The organism is Arthrobacter pascens (assembly GCF_030815585.1).
Taxonomy (GTDB): domain Bacteria; phylum Actinomycetota; class Actinomycetes; order Actinomycetales; family Micrococcaceae; genus Arthrobacter; species Arthrobacter pascens_A.
This window is the reverse complement of record NZ_JAUSWY010000001.1, coordinates 1,941,884-1,964,751: the sequence shown is the minus strand read 5'-3', so window position 1 is coordinate 1,964,751 and position 22,868 is coordinate 1,941,884. Positions and strand designations below refer to the sequence as shown.

The 22,868-nt window shown below is 64.7% G+C and carries 17 protein-coding genes; 9 read left to right on the top strand and 8 right to left on the bottom strand.

Annotated elements, in window-relative coordinates:
* Nucleotides 1–3: 3 nt before the first annotated feature.
* Entirely contained in the window at nt 4–2,841 is a 2,838-nt protein-coding gene (gene polA / locus QFZ30_RS09180) for a DNA polymerase I (RefSeq protein WP_307075481.1), read from the top strand.
* Between the two features lie 21 nt (nt 2,842–2,862).
* Here polA and QFZ30_RS09175 read toward each other — a convergent pair whose 3' ends face one another.
* The 3 genes from QFZ30_RS09175 to QFZ30_RS09165 form a co-directional block, all read right to left on the bottom strand.
* Entirely contained in the window at nt 2,863–3,177 is a 315-nt protein-coding gene (locus QFZ30_RS09175; protein ID WP_307075479.1) for an ArsR/SmtB family transcription factor, read from the bottom strand.
* Nucleotides 3,174–3,644, bottom strand: coding sequence for an SRPBCC family protein (locus QFZ30_RS09170; RefSeq protein ID WP_307075477.1), 471 nt, complete (start codon nt 3,642–3,644; stop codon nt 3,174–3,176). Before QFZ30_RS09170 ends, QFZ30_RS09175 begins: the two co-directional genes overlap by 4 nt.
* A 107-nt stretch (nt 3,645–3,751) precedes the next feature.
* Nucleotides 3,752–5,260 carry a multicopper oxidase family protein gene (locus tag QFZ30_RS09165; protein WP_307075475.1) on the bottom strand — a complete coding sequence of 503 codons (1,509 nt, stop codon included), beginning with the start codon at nt 5,258–5,260 and terminating at the stop codon, nt 3,752–3,754.
* A 153-nt stretch (nt 5,261–5,413) separates the two neighbouring features.
* Here QFZ30_RS09165 and QFZ30_RS09160 point away from each other — a divergent pair, with 153 nt between their 5' ends.
* From QFZ30_RS09160 to rpsA, 4 genes are all read left to right on the top strand, one after another.
* On the top strand, nt 5,414–6,607 hold the full coding sequence (locus QFZ30_RS09160; protein WP_307075473.1) for a sensor histidine kinase: 1,194 nt from the start codon (nt 5,414–5,416) through the stop codon (nt 6,605–6,607).
* On the top strand, nt 6,604–7,266 hold the full coding sequence (locus QFZ30_RS09155; protein ID WP_307075470.1) for a response regulator: 663 nt from the start codon (nt 6,604–6,606) through the stop codon (nt 7,264–7,266). The genes QFZ30_RS09160 and QFZ30_RS09155 overlap by 4 nt, the downstream gene beginning before the upstream one ends.
* 74 nt (nt 7,267–7,340) lie before the next feature.
* Nucleotides 7,341–8,639, top strand: a complete 1,299-nt coding sequence (locus QFZ30_RS09150; RefSeq protein ID WP_373462830.1) for a GNAT family N-acetyltransferase — start codon at nt 7,341–7,343, stop codon at nt 8,637–8,639.
* A 220-nt stretch (nt 8,640–8,859) separates the two neighbouring features.
* Nucleotides 8,860–10,335: a 30S ribosomal protein S1 gene (gene rpsA, locus QFZ30_RS09145; protein ID WP_307075468.1), complete on the top strand. Its 1,476-nt coding sequence runs from the start codon at nt 8,860–8,862 to the stop codon at nt 10,333–10,335.
* Between the two features lie 132 nt (nt 10,336–10,467).
* Here rpsA and QFZ30_RS09140 read toward each other — a convergent pair whose 3' ends face one another.
* Together QFZ30_RS09140 and QFZ30_RS09135 are read right to left on the bottom strand one after the other, a co-directional pair.
* On the bottom strand, nt 10,468–11,013 hold the full coding sequence (locus QFZ30_RS09140) for a GNAT family N-acetyltransferase (RefSeq protein WP_307075466.1): 546 nt from the start codon (nt 11,011–11,013) through the stop codon (nt 10,468–10,470).
* Nucleotides 10,997–11,686 (bottom strand): IMPACT family protein, encoded by a 690-nt coding sequence (locus QFZ30_RS09135; protein WP_307075464.1) that lies wholly within the window; start codon nt 11,684–11,686, stop codon nt 10,997–10,999. The genes QFZ30_RS09140 and QFZ30_RS09135 overlap by 17 nt, the downstream gene beginning before the upstream one ends.
* Nucleotides 11,687–11,802: 116 nt before the next feature.
* Between QFZ30_RS09135 and coaE the strand changes: the two genes are divergently transcribed.
* From coaE to QFZ30_RS09115, 4 genes are all read left to right on the top strand, one after another.
* Nucleotides 11,803–13,026, top strand: a complete 1,224-nt coding sequence (coaE, locus tag QFZ30_RS09130) for a dephospho-CoA kinase (RefSeq protein WP_307075462.1) — start codon at nt 11,803–11,805, stop codon at nt 13,024–13,026.
* A gap of 82 nt (nt 13,027–13,108) precedes the next feature.
* Nucleotides 13,109–15,208: an excinuclease ABC subunit UvrB gene (gene uvrB, locus QFZ30_RS09125; RefSeq protein WP_307075461.1), complete on the top strand. Its 2,100-nt coding sequence runs from the start codon at nt 13,109–13,111 to the stop codon at nt 15,206–15,208.
* 209 nt (nt 15,209–15,417) lie between these two features.
* Nucleotides 15,418–16,446 (top strand): TerC family protein, encoded by a 1,029-nt coding sequence (locus tag QFZ30_RS09120; RefSeq protein ID WP_307075459.1) that lies wholly within the window; start codon nt 15,418–15,420, stop codon nt 16,444–16,446.
* A gap of 110 nt (nt 16,447–16,556) precedes the next feature.
* The gene (locus QFZ30_RS09115) at nt 16,557–17,918 is read left to right on the top strand and encodes an MFS transporter (protein WP_307075457.1); all 1,362 of its coding nucleotides are present in this window, start codon (nt 16,557–16,559) and stop codon (nt 17,916–17,918) included.
* Nucleotides 17,919–17,942: 24 nt separating this feature from the next.
* Here the strand turns inward: QFZ30_RS09115 and QFZ30_RS09110 are convergent, their stop codons facing one another.
* The 3 genes from QFZ30_RS09110 to QFZ30_RS09100 all read right to left on the bottom strand — a co-directional run bounded on the left by QFZ30_RS09110 (nt 17,943) and on the right by QFZ30_RS09100 (nt 22,455).
* Nucleotides 17,943–19,316, bottom strand: a complete 1,374-nt coding sequence (locus QFZ30_RS09110; RefSeq protein ID WP_307080174.1) for an alpha/beta fold hydrolase — start codon at nt 19,314–19,316, stop codon at nt 17,943–17,945.
* Nucleotides 19,317–19,329: 13 nt separating this feature from the next.
* Nucleotides 19,330–19,830 (bottom strand): GNAT family N-acetyltransferase, encoded by a 501-nt coding sequence (locus QFZ30_RS09105; protein WP_307075455.1) that lies wholly within the window; start codon nt 19,828–19,830, stop codon nt 19,330–19,332.
* A 63-nt stretch (nt 19,831–19,893) separates the two neighbouring features.
* The gene (locus tag QFZ30_RS09100) at nt 19,894–22,455 is read right to left on the bottom strand and encodes a DEAD/DEAH box helicase (RefSeq protein ID WP_307075453.1); all 2,562 of its coding nucleotides are present in this window, start codon (nt 22,453–22,455) and stop codon (nt 19,894–19,896) included.
* Nucleotides 22,456–22,868 lie beyond the last annotated feature (413 nt).

Here is a 22,868-nt window from a genome sequence, read left to right as displayed (position 1 = left end):
CCTGTGAGTGAAACTACCAAACCGGCCCCCTTCCCGTCCGAGACCGCTGCCCTCGAGGGCAACGTCGCCCTGCAAAATGATGCCGCCCTGCAGGACGTGAAGGTTCCGCCCCTGGCCAGCCGGTCGCTTTCCGCCACCGAAGCTCCCGTCATCCCGCTTACGGACCAGCCGCGGCTGCTGGTGCTGGACGGGCACTCCATGGCCTTCCGCGCGTTTTTCGCCCTGCCGGCGGACAAATTCTCCACCACCAAGGGGCAGCACACCAACGCGATCCACGGATTCACGTCCATGCTCATTAACCTCATCAAGGAACAGAAGCCCACCCACATTGCGGTAGCCTTCGACGTCTCGGACGAAACCACGCACCGCAAGGCCGAATACAGCGAATATAAGGGCGGCCGCAACGAGACCCCGCGGGAAATGAGCGGCCAGATCGACCTGATCGACAAGGTCATGGGCGCGTGGGGCATCAAGACAATCAAGATGCCGGGCTACGAAGCGGACGACATCCTGGCAACGCTGGCATCCATGGGGGAAAAGGCAGGCTACGAGGTACTCCTCGTCACAGGCGACCGCGACGCGTTCCAGCTCATCACCGACAACGTCTTTGTGCTCTATCCCCGGAAGGGTGTCAGCGATATTCCCCGGCTGGACGCTGCTGCCATCCAGGAGAAGTACTTTGTGACGCCCCCGCAGTACTCCGACCTTGCCGCGCTGGTGGGCGAGTCGGCGGACAACCTCCCAGGCATTCCGGGCGTCGGACCCAAAACGGCAGCCAAATGGATCAACCTCTACGGCGGGCTGGAAGGAGTCCTGGAGAACGCAGACGCCATCGGCGGCAAGGTTGGGGACGCCCTCCGCGAAAGCGTTGAGGACGTCAAACGCAACCGGCGGCTGAACAGGCTCCACACCGATCTCGATCTCCCGGTAACGCTGGACGATCTCGCGGAACCGCGCCCGGACGAGGCCGCCCTGGAGCAGCTGTTCGACGACCTTGAATTCAAGACCATCCGTACCCGGCTGTTTGCCCTCTACAGCAGCGACGAAGTGGAATCGGCTGAGCGCGAGAGCATCGACACGCCGGCCTTTGTGACCCCCTCTGATGCAACTGAGCTGGGCGCCTTCCTTGCGGCCGGAGCAGGGAAGCGGTCGGCCGTCGCCGTTGACCTGGTGCCCGGCCGGATTGGCGAAGACGCTGCGGCACTGGCCATCGTCCGTGACGACGCCGCCGTCTACATCGACCTCGCTGGCCAGGACGCCGCAGCCGAAAACGTCCTGGCGGACTGGCTGCGGGACGAGCAAGCCCCGAAGGTCATGCACGGCTACAAGGCAGCGCTAAAAGCCCTCTCCAGCCGTGGCCTGGGCCTCGAAGGGGTGGTCGATGACACCTCAATTTCCGGGTATCTCATCGAGCCGGACCGCCGCACCTATGAGCTCGCCGAACTGGCCCAGCACCACCTGAACATCAGCATTTCGTCCGAGACCGCCAAGGCGGGCCAGCTTGAGCTGTCGTTCGACGGCGATGACGCCGCGGCAGCGGACGCGCTGGTGCGGGTAGCCGCGGTGGTCCAGGCCCTGAGCCGCTTCTTCGCCTCGGAACTGACCGAGCGCAAGGCGGCGGACCTGCTGGCCACCCTGGAGCTGCCCGTCAGCCGGGTCCTGGCCGACATGGAGCTCGCAGGAATTGCCATCGACATGCCGCGCATGGACGACCAGCTCGCGGATCTCGCCAAGGTGATCGAAAATGCGCAGGAGCTCGCCTTCGCGGCGATTGGCCATGAGGTCAACCTCGGATCGCCGAAACAGCTCCAGACTGTCCTTTTCGAGGAACTCCAGCTGCCGAAGACCAAGAAGATCAAGTCCGGTTACACCACGGATGCCGCGTCGCTCAAGAACCTGCTGGAGAAGACCGGGCACGAATTCCTGGTCCAGCTCATGGCACACCGCGAGTCCTCGAAGCTGCGCCAGATGCTGGAATCCCTCAAGAAGTCCGTCACGGACGACGGCCGGATCCACACGACATACGCGCAGAACGTGGCAGCCACCGGCAGGATCTCCTCCAACAACCCCAACCTGCAGAACATCCCGATCCGCAGCGAGGAAGGCCGCCGGGTCCGTGGCATCTTCGTGGTCAGCGACGGCTACGATTGCCTGCTATCCGCCGATTACTCGCAGATCGAGATGCGGATCATGGCACACCTCTCGGGGGACGCCGGCCTCATCCAGGCGTACAAGGAAGGGGAGGACCTGCACCGTTTTGTGGGCTCCAACATCTTCCATGTCCCCACCGAAGAAGTCACCAGCGCCATGCGTTCCAAGGTCAAGGCCATGTCTTACGGCCTGGCGTACGGGCTGACGTCATTCGGGCTCTCCAAGCAGCTGGAGATTTCGGTCGATGAGGCGCGGACGCTCATGAAGGATTACTTCGACCGGTTCGGCGCCGTTCGCGACTACCTCCGCGGTGTAGTGGACCAGGCGCGGATCGACGGCTACACAGCCACCATCGAGGGCCGCCGCCGCTACCTGCCGGACCTCACCAGCACGGACCGCCAGCTTCGCGAGAACGCGGAGCGCATCGCACTGAACTCGCCCATCCAGGGATCGGCGGCGGACATCATCAAGCGGGCCATGCTGGGCGTTCACGACGAACTGGCCGCCCAGGGACTCAAATCACGGATGCTCCTGCAGGTGCACGACGAACTGGTGCTTGAGGTGGCCAACGGGGAGCGGGAGGCAGTGGAGAAGCTCGTAACGGAGCAGATGGGCTCCGCCGCGGACCTGAGCGTTCCCTTGGACGTCCAGATCGGCGTCGGTCCCAGCTGGTACGACGCCGGCCACTAGGCCGGCTCGGGCGCAACCGTGCTACATCTCTTCCGCGATGCGCTTGATCGTGGCCAGGCGGCGATCCCACTCAGCGCCGATGCGGTCGAGGCGCCGCGCGGTCGCACTCAACTGTGCGCCGAGCACCCGGTAGCGTAGCTCGCGGCCGACGCGCACGGATTCCACGAGTCCGGCCTCCTGCAGCACGGCCAGGTGTTTGGCGATTGCCTGCCGTGTGACCGGGAGCCTCCCGGCGAGGGTCGACGCCGACGCATCGCCCTCGCCGAGGGCCGCCAGGATGTTCCACCGGGTCTCGTCCCCGAGCGCGGCGAACACCGGAACCAGGGCCGTGGTCACGAGCCGCCCTCGAGGTAGCTGACCAGTTCGTCCAGCTCCGAGTCCCAGCCCGTTCGGTGGCTCTCCATGCTGGCGGCCGGGTCGGCCTGGGTGTCGAAGCCAGATTCGACGACCGTTAGCTGAGTACCGCCGTCGAGCTCTTTGAGGGTGAACCGGAATACTGTCGAGTGGTCGGGGTCGATGGCAGTGTCCGACATTGCCTGTTCGTTGCTCCAGCGGTAGGCGATCATCCGGGGCGGGTCGAGCTCCTCGATCAGCACCGGGAACGCGCCGAATCCCTCAAACGAAAAGACTCCACCGGCGCCGATGGCGACTTCGTCGAGCACGGCTGTTTGCCCGAACCATCGGGCGATGTGCTCGGCTTCGGTGATCGCCGCCCACACCTTCTCGATCGGAGCCGCGACGGTGATGGTGCGCGTCACGGTGAATTCGCCGTTGTCTACTACCGAGGATTGATTGGCTGTCATGGTCATGATTCTGTTCCTTTCGGTCGATTGGTGCAACCATATAGTTGCATTAAATCTCAAGGAATAGCAACCCCTTAGTTGCAGATCGACCCGAGATGGTTAAGCTGTCAGTGGCGGTGCCCTGCGTGGCCTCTGTCGTGATCTGGGCCCGGCTTGCTCACCCCGGCATCTGCGGCCGGATCAGTCACCGTGAACTGGCCCATCATGCCCTCGTCTTCGTGGAGGAGCAGGTGGCAGTGGTACATGAAGGGGACGTCCGGATCGGCGTAGTCCTCGAAGGACATGATCAGCCGGTACGTTTTCCGCGGGGACAGGTACACGGTGTCCTTGCGGCCGGCGAGGTGTTCCGGCGGCTCTGCGCCGTCGATGCTGAGGATCTGGAACTGCACGTCGTGGATGTGGAAGTTGTGCGGGAACGAGTTTCGGCTCCGGACCTCCCAGATTTCGGTGGCGCCCAACGCAACGGTCTGGTCGATCCGGTCCATGTCCATCTTCCGGCCGTTGATCTCGCGGCCCGCCAGCGTGAAGGACCGGGTCACCGAGGCAGCCTCCTCGTCGGGCGCAAATGTTGCAAGGCGCGGGGATATCTTCGCCGACGGTTGGAGAACCGGTGCGGCCTGGAGCTTCAGGAGGTCGAAGGAATCCTCGCCGCCGAAGGCAAAGGACGCGGCCACGGCCCCGAGGTCCGGCTTCGAGGAGCGGAGCATGGTTTCCTCACCGGGCGCAAGGGACAGCACAATCTCGGCCCGTTCGCCGGGGGAGAGCTGAATGTTCCGCCGTTCCAGCGGCGCCTGCAGCAGCCCGCCGTCCGTGGCCACGACCTGGAACGGGCGGTCATTGGCGAAGCCGAAATTGTAAATGCGTGCGGTGGATCCGTTCAGGAGCCGCAGCCGGACCTGCTCAGTAGTGACCTGTTGGACGGCGCCGATGCTGCCGTTCACCATGGTGGTGGACCCGAGCACGCCGATTTCATTGCCGTCATTCTTCAATGACCACTGACCGTCAGCGGTGAATTGCTTGTCCTGCACTATTAGCGGGATGTCGTCCACGCCATAGGTGCCGGGCAGGCCGGAGGAAGCAGTGTCGGGATCATCCAGGATGAACATCCCGGCAAGTCCCCGGTACACCTGTTCCTCGGTCCTACCGTGCGGGTGCGGGTGGTACCAGAGGGTTGCAGCCGGCTGGTCGATGATCCATTCCGGCCGCCACGTGGCGCCGGGCGCGACCTCCTGATGCGGGCCGCCGTCCATTGCCGCCGGCAAGTGCATGCCATGCCAGTGCACGCTGGTGGCCTCGGCCAGACTGTTGGTGACATTCACCGCCACCTTTTCGCCGCGGGCAGCGCGCAACGTGGGCCCGAGGAAGGTTCCGTTATAGCCCATGGTCTCCGTTGCACCGGCCGCCGTGAACTCGGTGGTGCCGCCCCGGGCCGTCAGGTCGAATATCCGGGTCCCGCTCGCATCCACGTGTGATTCCGCCAGCGGTGGGATCATCAGCGGCTGCCCGAAATCCGCGGGGACATCGATCTCGGGGGAGCTGCATCCGGTCAGCGTGAGGGCCACTGCGACGGCGGCCGCACGCGCAGCGGGATGCGCGCAGCGGAGGGAGTGTTTCATGCCTTCAACGGTATGGACGCCAGAGTCCGGGCACATCGGCCCACGGTCGCTTGGGTACGTAGGCAATTGTCGACGGCGGATGTCGTCAGGAGGCGGCAAAGCCCTAGCCGTCGTACTGACGCGTCCCTGCGCGCAGCCTCCTACGATGTAACCATGAAGACCATGGGCACGTTGCGGAGCGCCGCGGCTAACGCGCGGCACGCCGGACCGCGGGTGACGGATGCAGTCCTGGCGGTATCCATGGCTCTTGCCGTCGCCGTCGTCATTCTCGCGGACCTGGAAGAAACGGGGCGGGCCAGCCTCCCTGCTTATCTTTTCGCCGCCGGCTTCGGCACACTGCTGCTGGTCCGCCGCCGCTACCCCCTGGCCGTCCTGGTCCTGACCGTGTTGGGGATCTTCACCTACTACGCGCTCGGCTTTCCGCCTATCGGCATTTCGCTGCCGGCGGTAGCGGCGATGTATTCGGCCGCCGAACAGGACAGGACTGGGGAGGCAGCCACGGCGGGCGCGGTGCTGGTGGCCGTTTCCGCATACTTCCGGATCAGCGAGGGCCTGCCGCAGTCCTACCTGATCAGCTATGAACTTGTGACCAACATTGCCCTGATGGCGGCGGGCATCGCGCTGGGCGTCGTGGTCCGGATGCGGCGCGAAACCCGTCTCCAGCAAGACCGGCTCAACGCGCTCGCGGCAGCTGAACGCGTCCGGCACGCGGAAGGGCTGGTGCATGCCGAAAGAATGCGGATGGCCCGCGACCTGCATGACGTGATCGGCCACACGATGTCCGTCATCTCGCTCCACAGCAATGTGGCGGCCGAAGCGATAGGGCACGACGACGGCGCCGCCTCCCGCGCTGTCGAACAGATCCGCGCAGCCGCCTCGGAGACGATGAAGGAGCTGCGTTCCACCGTCAGGCTGCTCCGCACGCCGCACCAGGACGATCTCCGCTCAACGGTGGGGCTCAGCGGCGTGGGCAAGTTGGCCGAAGCAGCCCGGGAGACCGGCCTGGAGGTTGACCTGGCCATGAGCGTCGCACCGGGGGAGCTGTCCATCACCATTGACGCCGCTGCCTACCGCATCATCCAGGAGTCTCTGACGAACGTGCTCCGCCACTCTGGCGCCTCGGCTGTTAAAATCGGAGCCGCCGTGGACAATGGCGTCCTGACCTTGGAAGTGACGGACAACGGCAAAGCGGCCGCGGGCGGAACCTCGAACCAACCCTCCAACGGACACGGGATCATCGGGATGCGCGAACGTGCCACCACCCTGGGAGGCTACGTAAGCACCGCAGGTCCCTCACGGGACGGTTTTTCTGTCCACGCCCAGCTACCGGCAAGACTGGACCCATGATTCGGATTGTTGTGGTGGACGACCAGGAGCTCGTGCGGACCGGCCTGCGGACACTCGCAGAGCACGACGGTGACATCACCGTCGCCGCGGAGGCGTCCAACGGTGCCACGGGACTGCAGAAGGTCAGGGAATATCTTCCCGACGTGGTCCTGATGGACATCCGCATGCCGGTGATGGACGGGCTGGACGCCACCGGCCGGATCGTGGCCGACCCCGAGCTCGCCGGTGTCCGGGTGCTGATCCTGACCACCTTTGACGAGGACGAGAACGTCTTCGACGCCATCCGGCTGGGCGCCGCAGGATTCCTGCTTAAGGACATCGCCCCGCTTGAGCTGCGCCAGGCTATCCGGGCGGTGGCTGCCGGGGATGCCCTCCTCTCGCCTGCCATCACCCGCAGGGTCATGCAGTCTGTGGCCGCGGGGCAGCACCGGCCTGCCGATGTGGCCCCGCTCCTGGCCCTGACCGAACGCGAACGGGAAGTCCTCACCGAGATCGGCCGGGGACTGTCCAACCAGGAGATTGGCCAGAAGCTGTTCATCAGCCCGGCCACAGCGCGAACGTACGTCAGCAGGCTGCTCGCGAAGCTGAACGCGCGGGACCGGTCCCAACTGGTGGTCCTTGCCTACGAGACCGGCCTGGTCCGGCCGGGGAGCCCGTAGGAATTGCCAGTGGCCGGCGACACGTGGAACGCAGTGCTGGCCAGGCGCAGGATCCATTGGTTAGGCTCGGCCGTGTGGCTGATCTGAGTGGTGACTATGAAATCCGGCGCTTCGGCGCGGCATCCGAGGGCGAAGAGGGTTTTGCCGAAGCCGAATCGTGGATCCGGGCGGTGGCGTTCGGCTTCCACGAATCAACCAGGACGCCGGAGCACGTGGCGAGGTCACTCGAGACATACCGGGTGGACCAGCGCGTCCTGACAGGGGCGTACCAGACGCGCCAGGTGGCCGCCGGATCGCTGCCGGCGGATGTGCCCGTCGCCACGTTCGGCACGCTCCGCAAGACCCTCAACATCGGTTTCGGCCGCCTGCTGGAAACCCAGATGGTCACGGCGGTGACGGTGCGTACCTCCCACCGGCGGCGGGGCCTGCTGCGGCGGATGATGTCCGAGGACCTGGAACTGGCTCGGAAGGACGGTGTGGCAATGGCTGCCCTCACGGCGTCTGAAGGAACCATCTACGGGCGGTTTGGTTTCGGCGTGGCCAGCTTCGAACGTACCGTGAAAGTGGACACCAGCGCACGGTTCAGCGTCCGTCACCAGGCCGTGGGAAGCGTGGAAATCGCAGATCCCAAGGTGCTGCTGGACCTGGCCCCGAAGGTGTTCGACCGGGTGCACCGGCTGACTCCAGGGTCCATGGGCCGCCAGGAGTGGTACCGCCAAGGGGCCTCAGGTTCCCTCGGTCGCGACGGTAAGGAAGATCCGGCCGTCAAGGTGGCGCTGCACTATGGACCCGACGGAGCTGTTGACGGCTATGTCTCCTATAAGTTCCTAGGGTGGGACACCGAGCCCTATACCGTGCAGGTAATGGACCTCGTGGCGGCCAGCAACGAGGGGTACCTGGAGCTGTGGCAGTTCCTGGCTGCCATCGACCTGGTGGAGCGGGTGACCTGGGAGGAAGCACCGCTGGATGACCCGCTGACCTGGGCGCTGTCCGACCCCCGCTGTATTGACTCCTCCGACAGCAGGGACATGCTCTGGCTCCGCATTCTGGACGTAGGCAAGGCCCTTGAGGCGCGTCACTATCCCGCGGACGGCCGGCTGGTCCTGGAAGTCCATGACCCGCTGGGACTCGCGGCTGGAACCTTTGCACTGGACGTCACCGGCGGCCAGGCCGCCGTCGTGCCCGTGCCGGAAAGCGAGGCGGCAGACCTGGCGCTGGACGTCGCTGCCCTGTCATCGATCTATCTCGGCGCAGTCTGCCCAGTGACGCTGGTGGCGGCCGGCCGGATCCGCGAGAACACCAAGGGTGCGGCATTCAAGGCCTGGCAGATGTTTGCGGTGGAGCGGGCCACCCATTGCCTCACCCACTTCTGAGCAGGTCATTTGGCCCCTTCGGGATTGCCTGCGCTTTGACCGGTGTTGGCCACTGCGACTAGAATAAACGGGCGTGTACTACGTGCACGTATCTAGAATCCACAAAATCAGGATGACCCGGCAGGTCTGTGCGATCCGCCGAGACCTGCGCCTGCGTTCCATAACGCGGGCGCGGTGGTTTGCCTGACCGACTAACTATCCACAACGGAGCCCCTACTACATGACCATCACCTCCACCGAGAAGCCCGGTACCCCCGTAGTCGCAATTAACGACATCGGTACCGCTGAGGACTTCCTCGCAGCAGTCGACGCCACCATCAAGTACTTCAACGACGGAGACCTCGTCGAAGGTACCGTCGTCAAAGTCGACCGCGATGAAGTTCTGCTCGACATCGGTTACAAGACCGAAGGTGTCATCCCCTCCCGCGAGCTTTCCATCAAGCACGATGTTGATCCCGGAGACGTCGTCTCCGTTGGCGATCAGGTCGAAGCCCTGGTGCTCACCAAGGAAGACAAAGAAGGCCGCCTGATCCTCTCCAAGAAGCGTGCTCAGTACGAGCGCGCCTGGGGCGACATCGAGAAGGTCAAGGAAGAAGACGGTGTCGTCACCGGTACCGTCATCGAGGTTGTCAAGGGTGGTCTTATCCTCGACATCGGTCTGCGCGGCTTCCTGCCCGCATCCCTCGTCGAGATGCGCCGTGTGCGCGACCTTGCTCCGTACATCGGTCAGCAGATCGAAGCCAAGATCATCGAGCTGGACAAGAACCGCAACAACGTTGTGCTGTCCCGCCGTGCCTGGCTCGAGCAGACCCAGTCCGAGGTCCGCTCCACGTTCCTCAACAAGCTGGAAAAGGGCCAGGTCCGTCCCGGCGTCGTTTCCTCCATCGTCAACTTCGGTGCCTTCGTGGACCTGGGCGGCGTAGACGGCCTCGTCCACGTTTCCGAGCTCTCCTGGAAGCACATCGACCACCCGTCCGAGGTTGTCGAGGTTGGCCAGGAAGTCACCGTCGAGGTTCTCGAGGTCGATCTGGACCGCGAACGCGTCTCCCTGTCGCTCAAGGCTACGCAGGAAGATCCGTGGCAGACCTTCGCCCGCACCCACGCCCTCGGCCAGGTTGTTCCGGGTAAGGTCACCAAACTGGTTCCGTTCGGTGCGTTTGTCCGCGTCGAAGACGGCATCGAAGGCCTGGTCCACATCTCCGAGCTCGCAGTCCGCCACGTTGAGCTGGCGGAGCAGGTTGTCTCCGTTGGCGACGAGCTGTTCGTCAAGGTCATCGACATCGACCTCGAGCGCCGCCGCATCTCCCTCTCCCTCAAGCAGGCCAACGAGGGCGTCGACGCCGAGAGCACCGAATTCGACCCGGCTCTCTACGGCATGGCCGCTGAGTACGACGAAGAAGGCAACTACAAGTACCCGGAGGGCTTCGACCCGGAGTCCAACGAGTGGCTTGAAGGCTACGAGAACCAGCGCGCAGCCTGGGAGCAGCAGTACGCTGACGCCCAGACCCGCTGGGAAGCACACAAGAAGCAGGTTGCCCAGCACGCCGCCGACGACGCTGCAGCAGCAACGTCCGGTGACAGCGATTCCGGCACCACCAGCTACTCCTCCGAGCCTGCTGTGGCCGAGACCGGTGCAGGCACGCTTGCTTCGGACGAGGCTCTTGCAGCACTCCGCGAGAAGCTGACCGGCAACTAATTGCCACCGGCCCGGGGCTTCCCGGGCTAACAACAGCGGGCCCCTGCGAAAGCAGGGGCCCGCTGTGTTTAACAGGCCATCTGACTGGCACTTAACGCACACAAACGTACGTTTCGGTGCGTCTACTGCGGGTCAGTTGCCGAGCTCGACGACGGCAGTCACCGTTCCGCCGTCGCCGGGCGCCAGGATGGCGCCCACGGACGCCAGGACGCGCCGGGCGCCAAGGTTCGCCGCTGCGGTGCTGGCCACCAGCCGTTCCAGGCCGGAGCTGCGTGCCTCTGCCAGGACAAGGCCCAGGGCGGCGGCTCCGACTCCCCGGCTACGGAAGCCCCGTCCCAGCCAGATGCCCGTCTCCGCCGTTGCATCCCCTACGGTCGCTTCCCTTGCGGTGCCTTGATCTGGCGAAGCATGGCCCATGCGTTTGAGCCGGATGGAGCCGGCAACCTTGCCGTCGCACAAGACGGCCCAACTCTTCTCCTGCGCCGGCCCGTCAAGCCCCGCCGCGGCCTCCCGGTGATAGCTGCGGAACCAGGCAATGCGTTCCGTGTTCCATCCCGGCCCGGTGCCCAGCGGCGGAGTCACCTCGTCCGTGGAGGCGTCCTGAACGGCCAGGACCAGCAGTTGCTCCAGGACCGCCTCAGTAACATCCGCAAGCGCGACTTCAGGGGAGGGGGACATCGATCCACTCCGTTCCGCCGGGCTTGAGTTCGGCACTCCCTGCAGTAAGGGACAGCAGGCGTTCCGTGGCGGCGGAGATTTCCAACGGATCATCGGGCAGGGCCAGGCGCAGGACAGTGTCAAGGGCCCCGTAGCTTGTTTCCGCCATAACGAATCCTGCAGCCCTCAGATCGTTTTCCAACCGCCCCGCAGAAGTGTGCGGTACCGCAGCCGAGCAGATCCGCAGCCGGCTGCGCCGGACCAGCGGTGCGAGGTCCAGGGCAGAGGACACCGATTCGGAATAGGCGCGCACCAGCCCGCCGGCGCCGAGCAGGATGCCGCCGAAGTAACGGACGACGACGGCAGTGGCGTCACTGAGGTCCGTCACCCCTGGCGCGGTTTCCCGCTTGATGAGTGCTTCCAGCATGGGGATGCCTGCTGTGCCCGAGGGTTCGCCATCATCGTTGGAACGCTGGATGTCGCGGTCAGGTCCCAGGACAAAGGCGGAGCAGTGGTGGCGTGCATCGTGGAACTCGCGGCGAAGTTCGGATACCAGGTCACGGGCGGCACCCTCGCTCCCGGCGCGGCGCAGGACGGTGATGAACCTGGAGCGCTTGACCTCGATCACGTGGCGGACATCCTGCCCGTCCGCCACGGTGGTGTACGCCGTGGCCCTGCTCTCTTGCTCTTGCACCGCCCAAGTCTAGGCCCCCACCGCCCCCTCTGAGCTCGCTCCGCTTGCCCAAGGAACCCTGGCGGCGTGGGCCCATGACCGGACTGGACCTGGGCGGTGGGGACTAGGCTGGTGGGGTGCTGAAGATCGGTTTGACGGGCGGCATCGCCTCAGGCAAGTCAGTGGTGGCCTCACGGCTGGCCGGACTGGGGGCGGTACTGGTTGATGCGGATGCGCTGGCGCGGGAAGTCGTGGAGCCGGGTACCCCTGGGCTGGCCGGCGTTGTCGAAGCCTTCGGCAGCGACATGCTGGATGGCAATGGCAGGCTGGACCGGGCAAAGCTGGGTTCGGTCGTGTTCGGTGACCCGTCGCGCCTGGCGGTCCTAAACGGGATCATCCATCCGCTGGTCCGCGAAGCCGCGGCCGGCATCATGGCTTCCTCCGCGGACGGGGCCGTCGTGGTCCAGGATATTCCGCTCCTGGTCGAGACGGGCCAGGGCAGCAATTTCCACCTGGTGCTGGTGGTGGACGCTCCGGATGATGTCCGGACACGGCGGATGCTGGAGCGCCGTGGGATGACGGCGGACCAGGCGAAGTCCCGCATGGCGGCGCAAGCATCCCGCGAGGACCGGTTGGCCGCCGCCGATGCGGTCCTCGACAATTCCGGCACCCTGGAGCAGCTCGGGGAGCAGGTGGACCGGCTCTGGGCCAATCGGCTGGTGCCTTTCGCACGGAACCTTGAGGCCGCCTCCGTTGCGGCCAGGCCCGGCGGACCGGAGCTCCACCCCCCAAGGCCCGAGTGGCCGCAGCACGCCGACCGGCTGGTGGACCGGCTCCGGGCCGCGCTGAGGGAGCGACATGGGGATGCGGTCCTTGGCCTGGACCATATCGGATCAACGTCAGTGCCTGGCCTTGATGCCAAGGACGTCATTGACCTTCAGCTGGGCGTCCCGGACCTGGCCGCCGCTGATGCCCTGGCTCCCGTCCTTGCTGCCGCCGGTTTCCCCCGTGTAGCTGGCATCACCTCGGATGTGCCCAAGGCATCCCGGCCGGCCGCCGAAGACTGGGGCAAGCGGTTCCATGCCAACGCCGATCCCGGCCGTGCCGTCAATCTCCATGTCCGTGCTGCAGGTTCCCCGGGATGGCGTTTTGCGCTGTGTTTCCGGGACTGGCTCAAGGCGGAGCCCGCCGCCGCAGGGGACTACCTCGCCCTCAAGCGCCGCCTGGCGGAACTCCACGCCGCTGACGCTTCGACAGCCGGGTACGCGGCAGACAAGGAGGCCTGGTTCGCGGCGGCCGAAGACCCGATGGAGCGGTGGGCCAGGAGCTCGGGGTGGGCGCCGCCGTCGTACCCGTCCTGACCAGGTTTGCCCGCTCCTGAAAACCGTTCGCCCGTAACGGACTGGGACTGTTACTGTCGGCCCCCGGTTGTAGATTAGATTCATGAGCCTTGCGCAGGAAATCAACCGGGTTGTCGCGCCCTTCGAAGTCATCAGCGAATTCAAGCCTGCCGGCGACCAGCCCGCCGCCATCACGGAACTGACGGAGCGGATCAAGAACGGTGAGAAGGACGTAGTCCTGCTCGGTGCCACCGGCACCGGTAAGAGCGCCACCACGGCGTGGCTGATCGAGCAGGTCCAGCGGCCCACGCTGGTGATGGTCCAGAACAAGACCCTCGCGGCGCAGCTCGCCAATGAATTCCGCGAACTGCTGCCCAACAACGCGGTGGAGTACTTCGTCTCCTACTACGACTACTACCAGCCTGAGGCCTATGTAGCGCAGACGGACACCTTCATCGAGAAGGACTCCTCCATCAACGAGGAAGTTGAACGTCTCCGCCACTCCGCCACCAACGCCCTGCTGACCCGCCGTGACGTGATTGTGGTCGCTACTGTGTCCTGCATCTACGGCCTGGGCACACCCGAGGAATACATCGCCGGCATGGTCACGCTCCGCAAGGGCGCGGAGATGAATCGCGACGATCTGCTCCGGAAATTCGTAGCCATGCAGTACGCGCGCAACGATATGGACTTCCACCGCGGCACGTTCCGCGTCCGCGGCGACACTGTGGAAATCATCCCGATGTACGAGGAACTGGCCATCCGGATCGAATTCTTCGGGGATGAGATCGAGAACATCCATACCCTGCATCCGCTGACTGGCGAGATGATCCGGGACGAAGAAGAAATGTACGTCTTCCCGGCCTCGCACTATGTTGCCGGTCCCGAGCGGATGGCCCGGGCCATCAAGCGGATCGAGGACGAACTTGCCGAGCGGCTGCAGGTCCTGGAAAGCCAGAACAAGCTGGTGGAAGCCCAGCGGCTCCGGATGCGCACCACCTACGACCTTGAAATGATGCAGCAGATGGGCTTCTGCAACGGCATCGAGAACTATTCCTCTCACATTGACGGGCGCGCCCGCGGGACCGCACCGCACTGCCTCATCGACTATTTCCCGGACGACTTCCTGCTGGTGATCGACGAATCCCACGTCACCGTCCCACAGATCGGTGCCATGTACGAGGGCGACATGTCCCGCAAGCGGAACCTCGTGGACTTCGGTTTCCGCCTGCCGTCGGCCATGGACAACCGCCCGCTCAAATGGGACGAATTCCTTGAACGAGTTGGCCAGACCGTCTACCTGTCGGCCACTCCCGGCAAGTACGAACTTGGCAAGGCCGACGGCTTCGTCCAACAGATCATCCGCCCCACAGGACTGATCGACCCCGAGGTAGTTGTCAAGCCCACTAAAGGCCAGATCGATGACCTGCTCGGCGAGATCAAGACCCGGACAGCGAAGAATGAACGCGTCCTGGTCACCACACTGACCAAACGCATGGCCGAGGACCTCACCGACTACCTGCTGGGCCATGGCATCAAGGTGGAATACCTGCACTCCGACGTGGACACCCTCCGACGGGTTGAGCTGCTCCGGGAACTCCGGATGGGCGTCTTCGACGTTCTGGTGGGCATCAACCTGCTCCGCGAAGGCCTTGACCTGCCCGAAGTCTCGCTGGTGAGCATCCTGGACGCGGATAAGGAGGGCTTCCTGCGGTCCTCCACCTCGCTCATCCAGACCATTGGCCGCGCAGCCCGCAACGTGTCCGGCCAGGTACACATGTACGCCGACCGCATCACCGACTCCATGGCCCACGCCATCGACGAGACCAACCGGCGCCGTGCCATCCAGGTGGCCTACAACACGGAAAAGGGCATCGATCCGCAGCCGCTGCGGAAGAAGATTGCCGACATCACCGACCAGCTGGCCAAGGAAGACGCCGATACCCAGGAGCTGCTCAACAACAACCGCCTCGCGAAGGGTGCCAAGCGGGGGAAGTCGGCGGCGAAGGGGGCAGCCCACGTCCGGGCGGACGGTCTCGCCGCGGCGCCGGCCGAAGACCTGGTGGGGCTCATCGAGCAGCTGACCGAACAGATGCATGGCGCGGCCGCCGAACTCCAGTTCGAGGTGGCGGCACGGATCCGCGACGAAGTCAGTGACCTCAAGAAGGAGCTCCGGCAGATGCAGGCCGCAGGCCACGCCTGAGCTGGTCACACAAGCAGACATGGAAGCAGGCACCGTTCCGGCTGGGGTACAGTTAACGTCACGTAGGGGAGTATCCCGAGCGCTACGATCGTCAACACGCCAGGCATGGTTGCCTGGCCGGGCGTAGCGGGCCGCCGATTCAGCACCAAGTGCACAGGCTGGCCGGAGAGACTTACACCGCTTCTCTGTACCCTGCGAAAGGTATCCCTGTGCTCGAACTTCCCGTCTGGTTCGAGGTCGGCTCATTCGTCGTCCTCGGTCTCATCCTTGCTCTTGACCTTCTCCTGGTGCTCCGTCGCCCGCATGAGCCTTCCATGAAGGAAGCCGGCCTGTGGGTGGCTTTTTACGTGGCCCTGGCCCTGGTTTTCGCCGGCGCAATGTTCCTGTTTACCGGCCCTGAGTACGGCGGGCAATTCGTGGCCGGCTGGGTCACCGAATACAGCCTGAGCATCGACAACCTCTTCGTCTTCATCATCATCATGGCCCGCTTCTCGGTGCCGCGTAAGTACCAGCAGGAAGTGCTGATGGTGGGCATCATCATCGCGCTCATCCTGCGCGGAATCTTCATCATGCTTGGTGCTATCGTCATCGAACAGTTCAGCTGGGTCTTCTACATCTTCGGTGCCTTCCTGCTGTGGACCGCGTGGAAGCAGGCGCAGGACGAAGGCGAAGACGAAGAGGACAAGGAAAACCCGATCATCGCCAAGATCCGCACGGTGATTCCGATGTCGGAGAAGTTCGACGGCGGCAAGCTGCGGACAACCGTGGACGGCAAGAAGGTCTTCACCCCGATGCTCATTGTCTTCATCACCATCGGCATGACCGACCTGCTCTTCGCCGTGGACTCGATCCCCGCGATCTTCGGCCTCACCCAGAGCGCATTCATTGTGTTCACCGCCAACATCTTCGCGCTCATGGGCCTCCGCCAGCTGTACTTCCTGCTGGGCGGCCTCATGAACCGTCTCATCTACCTCAAGCACGCGCTGTCCGTGATCCTTGCCTTCATCGGTGTGAAACTGGTGCTGCACGCCATGCATGTCAACGAACTCCCGTTCATCAACGGCGGCCACCACATCGAGTGGGCTCCGCAGATCCCCACGTACGTGTCCCTGGGCGTCATCATCGGCACCATCGTCATCGCCGTCATCGCCAGCCTGGTGAGCTCCAAGGCGCAGGAATCCAAGCTGGATCCCCGCCTCGAGGAAGACGCCAAGAAGAGCCTCAGCGACGCCGAGTAACCGTTCCTTCTCTCAACATCCTTTGGACAACCCTGGCCGCCCTGCGGCCGGGGTTGTCCGTTTAAAGTTGCCCCTGTAGGAACCCCTCCGGCCGGGACTATGCTCTGAGAATGGCTTCCACCCTCGATTCCGAAAGTAGAGTGCGTCAGGTACAACGGCGCACCGTGGTCCTGCTGAGCGCGGCCCAGGTTTTTGGTGGCATCGGCACCGGAGCCACGGTTTCCATCGGTTCGATCCTTGCGGTGGAGCTGTCAGGTTCCAGCGCCTGGGCGGGCGCCGTGGCCACCGTCATGACCCTGGGCGCTGCGCTGGCAGCGCTGCCCCTCGCCGCGCTGGCAGACCGCCGCGGACGCCGGGTTGGCCAGGTCACGGGGCTATCCGCAGCGCTGGCGGGCGCCGTGCTGATTGTGCTGTCCGTGGTGTCGGGCCTTTTTGTCCTGCTGGTGCTCGGGGCTGCCGGAATCGGCGTGGGCACCGCGGCCAGCCTGCAGGCACGCTTTGCCGCCGTCGACCTAGCGCATGCTGAACACCGGGGCCGGGCGCTGTCTGCCGTCGTGTGGGCCGTGACCGTCGGGGCGGTAGCCGGACCGAACCTGATCCAGCCCGGCGCCGTGGTGGGTCAGGCCCTCGGTCTGCCGCCAATTGCTGGGCCCTTCGTGATCTCCGCTGCCGGGCTACTGCTGGCAAGCGCTCTGCTGTATGCCGGTCTCAGGCCCGACCCGCTCCTGCTCGCCCGGGAACTCGCCACCCGGCCAGGCGACGGTGTTGAATCGGGCCTCCCACAGCCGGCAGCGAACCAGCAGGCCATCCTTGCTAAGGCGCCGGGGGGATCACTGGTCCGCGGGCTGCGGGCGATCCGGCAGTCCAAGCCCGCTGTCCTGGCACTGTCCGCCGTGGTGGGAGCGAACGCCGTGATGGTGGGCGTGATGTCCATGACGCCCGTGCACCTGCAGGAGCTCATGGCAGGGCCGGGCTCTTCCCATGCCGGCCATGCGGCCTCCGGCGATGTGCTGGTGATCATCGGGTTCACGATCTCCCTGCACATTGCGGGCATGTTCGCGCTCTCACCGGTCATGGGCTGGCTGACGGATAAGGTGGGCAGAACCGAGACGATCATCCTGGGCTACGGCCTGCTCCTCTCCGCGGTCGCCACCGCCGGATTCGGACAAAGGTCCACAACGGCCGTGGCCTGCGGGCTTGTCCTCCTGGGCCTTGGCTGGTCCGCCACCACCATTTCAGGCTCCACCCTCCTGGCGGAAAGCGTCGGCCAGGAGTCCCGCGTAGTAGTCCAGGGCGTTTCGGACATGTTCATGGGCGCGGCGGGCGCCGTGGGCGGTGCGGCATCCGGCCTGATCCTCAGCTGGTCCGGCTATCTTGGACTCAATATGGCGGCCGGCGTGGTGGGAGCGGCCGTCCTGTCAGCCGCCGTCGCCACCCTCCTGGCACGCCGCGTCAGGTCAGTGCCGGGCTGACGGCTCATTGTCGGGCGGAACGGCTCAATGCCGGGCTGAACGGACCATGCCGAGAAGCCGCCCGAAGATCGCCTCGCCGTCGTCGGCGATGCCGTCGTGGTGGAAGTCTCCCGTTTCCCAGACCTGAAGTCCCCGGACCGCCGCCGCGGTCTCCAGGGAAAGGCCGCGGTCAACGTAGATGTCGTGACTGTAGACAGCCGCGGCAACGGGCACAGTATTGGTTGCAAGGCGATGGGAGTCGTACAACGGTTTCCAGTCCGTCTTAGCGGCCACCAGCTCCGCCACGCTGCTCAACGGCAGCAGAGCAGGATCCTGCTCGAAGTACCACGGGTACACCATCTCACCGGTCAGCAGCAGAGGCTCGGCGGTAGGGCTGAACTCCGGGTACTCCTGCAGCACGCGCCATGCGGCCCAGTCCGTCGCCTGGCCCTGTCCGTAGATCGACTCGTGCATCAGGGCGTACAGCGGGTTGGCCTGGCGGGACACGATTCCCTGCACCTGTTCCAGGAAGGAGTCCGAGAGCCTGCTGCCCTGCGGTGTTTCGCTGAAGGCGTCCTCCAGCAGGTAGTGAAGGCCGTCCACCCTGGTGTTCCCGCCCAGGAAGGCTCCCACCATCTGGAACCGCTCCACGGTGAGCTGCCCGCCGTCGGGAAGGAATTCGGGCGTGCTCCGCAGGTGGCCGGCGATCCGATCCACCATCTTGCGGTCCTCGGGATACCAGCTGAAGTATTCGGCGTTCCGCGCGGCCACCCGGCTGAACGTGGCCCGGTAGACGTCCTCCGCCGGTCCGGCAAGCGGCGCAAGCCCGCCGGTGATGAGGGCTTCCCGGAGCCCTTCGGGTGCAAACGACAGGTAGCTCAGCGCGCAGAATCCGCCGTAACTCTGCCCATAGATGCTCCACGGCCCCGAGCCCAGTGCGTGGCGGATGAGCTCGGCGTCGGCAACGATGGAGTCCGCCCGGAAATGTTCCAGGTACGCAGCCTGCTCCGCGGGTGTGCCCCGGAGAGGCAGGGTGTTCCGGTCGATCGGGGAGGAGAGCCCAGTTCCGCGCTGATCAAGCATCAGGATCCGGAAGTCCTTGGCGGCCGCCTTGTTCCATCCGCCCAAGGAGGCCAGCCGGTTGCCGCGGCCGCCCGGGCCGCCCTGCAGGAACAGCAGCCACGGAAGGTCCTCCGCCTCAGCCGCGGTATGGGAGGAGGACACGTACTCGCGGGCAAAGACGGTGATGGTTTCAACGCCCGTCCCTGCCGCGCTGTGGGGGTTCATGGCATCAACGTGGTCCTGCGGCCCGAAGTGGACCAAAGGTACGGTGAAATAATGCTCAGCCGTTCGCATGCCCCGGAATGCGTGCCTTGCCCTGACCGTGTGCCGGACGAGTCCTGCGGACCGCGCCGCCATAGCGGGCGCTGCCTCAGCCACTGACGGCCGCTGCGTTGTGGCTGCCGAAGTGCTCCAGCGCCTTTCCGGTCAGTCGAAACGTGGACCAGCCGTCCATGGGGAAGGCACCGAGGTTCCGGTAGAAGTTGACGGACGGCTCATTCCAGTCCAGGACGCTCCACTCCACACGGGCGTAGCCGTTTTCGAGGGCCGTGGCCGCGAGGTGCTGCAGGAGGGCCTTGCCGTGGCCCTCGCCGCGTGCCTCCGGGCTGACGTAGAGGTCTTCAAGGTAGATGCCGTGGACGCCTTCCCACGTGGAGTAGTTCAGGAACCAGAGTGCGAACCCCTGGACGTCGCCGCCCGCATTTTCAGCCATGGTGGCAAATACGCGCGGATTCTCACCGAACAGCACCCCGGCCAGCTTTTCGGGGGTGTTGCGCACGGCGTCCGGTTCTTTCTCGTAGATGGCCAATTCATGGATCATCTGGAGGATCACGGGGACGTCTTGCACGGTTGCGGGGCGGATTACACTCATCCTTCGAGCTTACCCGGGGGGCCTTCTTGCTGCCTTCAGAAACTCCGCTTCAGGCTCCCGCTGTCAGAGCCTGTTGACGTTGGTCACCCGGACCACGGCGGTCCCGGTTTCGTCGGAGGCCGCCAGATCCACTTCGGCCGAGATTCCCCAGTCGTGGTTTTTGGCAGGATCGTCGAAGATCTGGCGCACCTTCCACAAACCGGGCTCTTCAGTGATGATCAGCAGCCCCGGGCCGCGGGCATCCGGCCCGGTGCCGATGTCGTTGTGTTCGTCGAAGTAGTCGTCCAGCACGTCCTCCCAGCGGTCGCCATCCCAGCCGGTGCCGCCGTCGAGCTCTCCAAGCGCGGCTGCATCCTCATCCGCAAACAGTTCCACCCGACGGAACATCTCATTGCGGACCATCACCCGGAAGGCGCGGATGTTGGAAGTCAGCGACGGCGGAGGAGGCGGTGGCGCGTCATGCGGCGTAGGCGCGGCCCCGGAGGTCAGTTCCTCCCATTCGTCCAGCAGGCTGGAATCCACCTGCCTCACCAGCTCACCGAGCCAGGCGATGAGGTCTTCGAGGTCCTCCCGCAGCAGGTCCTGCGGCACGGTCTGGCGGAGTGCCTTGAAGCAGTCTGCCAGGTACCGCAGCACAATTCCCTCGGAGCGGGCCAGCCCGTAGAACTGCACGAATTCACCGAAGTTCATGGCACGTTCGTACATGTCCCGGACCACAGACTTTGGAGCCAGCTCGAAATCGCCCACCCACGGCGCGGCCTTGCGGTATACCTCGAAGGCCTCGCCCAGGATCTCCGCCAGCGGCTGCGGATAGGTGACCTCCTCCAGCATCGCCATGCGCTGGTCGTACTCGATGCCGTCCGCCTTCATGGCGGCGATCGCTTCGCCGCGGGCCTTCTTCTGCTGGGCGGAAAGAATCTGCCGGGGCTTTTCCAGAGTCGCTTCGATCACGGACACCACATCCAGGGCGTACGACGGCGACTCCGGATCAAGCAGTTCCAGCGCCGCCAGCGCGAAGGGCGAAAGCGGTTGATTCAGGGCGAAGTTGGCCTGGAGATGGACGGTCAGCCGCACCGTGCGTCCATCCGATCCTTGCTGGCCCGCAGGAATCCGTTCCACGACTTCGGCTGCCAGCAGCTCCCGGTAGATGCCGAGGGCTTTCTTCATGAGCTGCAGCTGGGAGGACCTGGTCTCATGGTTCTCGGTCAGGAGCCGGCGCGCAGCGGTGAAAGGGTCGCCCGGCCGCTCCATCAGGTTCATCAGCATCGAATGCGTCACGCTGAAACTGGAGCCCAGCGGATCCGGCACTGACTCCACCAGGCGTTTGAAGGTGGGCTCACCCCAGGAAACAAATCCTTCCGGCGGTTTCTTTTTGACCACCTGGCGCAGCTTCTTTTGGTCATCGCCGAACTTGGCCGTGGCCTTGGCCATCGCCTTCACGTTCTCGGTCACGTGCTCGGGAGCCTGGACCACTACGGTACCGGCTGTGTCGTAGCCGGCACGGCCTGCCCTCCCTGCGATCTGGTGGAACTCCCGCGAATTCAGAAGGCGGGTCCGGACGCCGTCGTACTTGCTCAGGGCTGTGAGAAGCACGGTTCGGATGGGAACGTTGATGCCGACGCCCAGAGTGTCAGTCCCGCAGATCACTTTGAGGAGGCCCGCCTGGGCGAGCTGCTCCACCAGGCGCCGGTACTTCGGCAGCATGCCGGCGTGGTGGACCCCGATCCCGTGGCGGACAAGCCTGTTGAGGGTCTTGCCGAAACCCGCGGCAAAACGGAAGTTTGCGATGAGCTCCGCGATCTTGTCCTTTTCTTCGCGGGTGCAGACGTTGATGCTCATGAGGGTCTGCGCTCGGTCGATCGCCTCGATCTGGCTGAAGTGCACCACGTAGACCGGAACCTGCCGTGTGGACAGCAGCTCCTCGAGCGTTTCGTGGACCGGTGTCTGGTGGTAGTAGTAGTGCAGCGGAATAGGGCGCTCGGCAGAACTCACGGTGGTGGTGGGGCGGCCCGTGAGTTTCGTGATGCCGTCCTCGAACCGGCTGACGTCGCCCAGGGTTGCAGACATCAGGAGGAACTGGGCCTGGGGCAGTTCCAGCAGCGGCACCTGCCACGCCCAGCCCCGCTGGGGATCGGAGTAGAAGTGGAATTCGTCCATGATGACAGCACCCAGCTGGGCGCCGGCGCCCTCGCGGAGGGCGATGTTGGCGAGGATCTCGGCAGTGCAGCAGATGATTGGCGCATCCTGGTTCACGCCGGAGTCGCCGGTGATCATCCCGACGTTCTCGGCGCCGAAGATCTCGCAGAGCGCGAAGAACTTTTCGGACACCAGCGCCTTGATGGGGGCCGTGTAATAGCTACGCTGCCCGCGAGCCATTGCCTGGAAATGAGCTGCTATGGCGACGAGCGACTTCCCGGAGCCCGTGGGGGTTGCCAGGATGACGTTTGCGCCCGTGGCCAGCTCCATGATGGCTTCATCCTGGGCGGCATAAAGTGCCAACCCCCGGCTTTCCGTCCACTCAAGGAAATGCGTGTACAGGGCATCCGGGTCGACGCCTTCACTGGAAAGGCTCCCACCGGGAAGGCTTCGGGCGGACATGACGGGCAGCTGGTCAACGAGTTTCATTGATTTCCAGCTTAGTGCCCGGCGGATGCCGGAGATCCGGACAGTACCGCGATAGGCTTCGCGGTACTGGAGAGATCACCAGAACAGGGAGGCAGATGTGAAGTGGGACCCTGCAAAGTACGTTCAATTTCGGAGACTATCGGGACCGGCCTTTTTCGATCTGACGGGCCGTATTCACGCCGACCATCCGCACCACGTGGTGGACCTTGGATGCCGATGGCCTTCGAAGCAGAGTATGCGGCAGCTTTGAAAGCTGAGTACCCGGAGACGCATCACGGGACGGTGTTTCCGTTCCACCGGATTTTCGCTGTGGCGGGAAAGAAGGCCTGACGGTCGAACTTCATTCGGTCTATGTCCTCTACGGCGCGTGTCATGCGGCGTGACCGGCAACGCAATGTGATGTGGCTTACAAT

Excerpts from the sequence above, each read along its gene's own strand:
- QFZ30_RS09170 (WP_307075477.1), bottom strand. The coding sequence starts at position 3,644 with ATGACAGCCAATCAATCCTCGGTAGTAGACAACGGCGAATTCACCGTG.
- QFZ30_RS09165 (WP_307075475.1), bottom strand. The coding sequence starts at position 5,260 with ATGAAACACTCCCTCCGCTGCGCGCATCCCGCTGCGCGTGCGGCCGCC.
- QFZ30_RS09160 (WP_307075473.1), top strand. The coding sequence starts at position 5,414 with ATGAAGACCATGGGCACGTTGCGGAGCGCCGCGGCTAACGCGCGGCAC.
- QFZ30_RS09155 (WP_307075470.1), top strand. The coding sequence starts at position 6,604 with ATGATTCGGATTGTTGTGGTGGACGACCAGGAGCTCGTGCGGACCGGC.
- rpsA (WP_307075468.1), top strand. The coding sequence starts at position 8,860 with ATGACCATCACCTCCACCGAGAAGCCCGGTACCCCCGTAGTCGCAATT.
- QFZ30_RS09140 (WP_307075466.1), bottom strand. The coding sequence starts at position 11,013 with ATGTCCCCCTCCCCTGAAGTCGCGCTTGCGGATGTTACTGAGGCGGTC.
- uvrB (WP_307075461.1), top strand. The coding sequence starts at position 13,109 with ATGAGCCTTGCGCAGGAAATCAACCGGGTTGTCGCGCCCTTCGAAGTC.
- QFZ30_RS09115 (WP_307075457.1), top strand. The coding sequence starts at position 16,557 with ATGGCTTCCACCCTCGATTCCGAAAGTAGAGTGCGTCAGGTACAACGG.
- QFZ30_RS09110 (WP_307080174.1), bottom strand. The coding sequence starts at position 19,316 with ATGGCGGCGCGGTCCGCAGGACTCGTCCGGCACACGGTCAGGGCAAGG.
- QFZ30_RS09105 (WP_307075455.1), bottom strand. The coding sequence starts at position 19,830 with ATGAGTGTAATCCGCCCCGCAACCGTGCAAGACGTCCCCGTGATCCTC.
- QFZ30_RS09100 (WP_307075453.1), bottom strand. The coding sequence starts at position 22,455 with ATGAAACTCGTTGACCAGCTGCCCGTCATGTCCGCCCGAAGCCTTCCC.